General features: G+C 67.0%; 1 protein-coding gene. It reads left to right on the forward strand.

Going from position 1 to position 442, the window contains the following annotated elements:
• Positions 1-14: 14 nt before the first annotated feature.
• The coding region (locus NP777_RS47255; RefSeq protein ID WP_308405433.1) for an acyltransferase domain-containing protein at positions 15-442 on the forward strand (428 nt) is incomplete at its 3' end.

Consider the following 442-nt stretch of genomic DNA (forward strand, 5'->3'; position numbering starts at 1 on the left):
ATGAGGTGTTGCCGTTGCTGACCGAGGGTGTGGCGGTTGCGGCGGTGAATGGTCCCGAGTCGGTGGTCATCTCCGGCGATGAGGATGCCGTGCGCGCCATCGAGGAGACGTTCGCCAAGGGTGGGGTGCGGACGCGGCGGTTGCGGGTGAGTCATGCGTTCCATTCGGCTCGTATGGACGGCATGCTGGCCGAGTTCGGCGAGGTGCTTCAGGGCGTGGAGTTCCGTGCTCCGAGCGTGCCCGTCGTGTCGAACGTCTCTGGTGTGGTGGCGGGTGAGGAGTTGTGCTCGCCGGAGTACTGGGTGCGTCATGTGCGGGAGACGGTCCGGTTCGCCGATGGGTTGAGCACCCTCCGCGAGCTGGGGGTTGGTTCGTTCCTGGAGCTGGGGCCGGACGGGACGTTGTCCGCGTTGGCCGATGGCGATGGACTGCCCGTGCTGCG

Source organism: Streptomyces rugosispiralis (assembly GCF_024505145.1).
In the GTDB taxonomy this organism is placed as follows: domain Bacteria; phylum Actinomycetota; class Actinomycetes; order Streptomycetales; family Streptomycetaceae; genus Streptomyces; species Streptomyces rugosispiralis.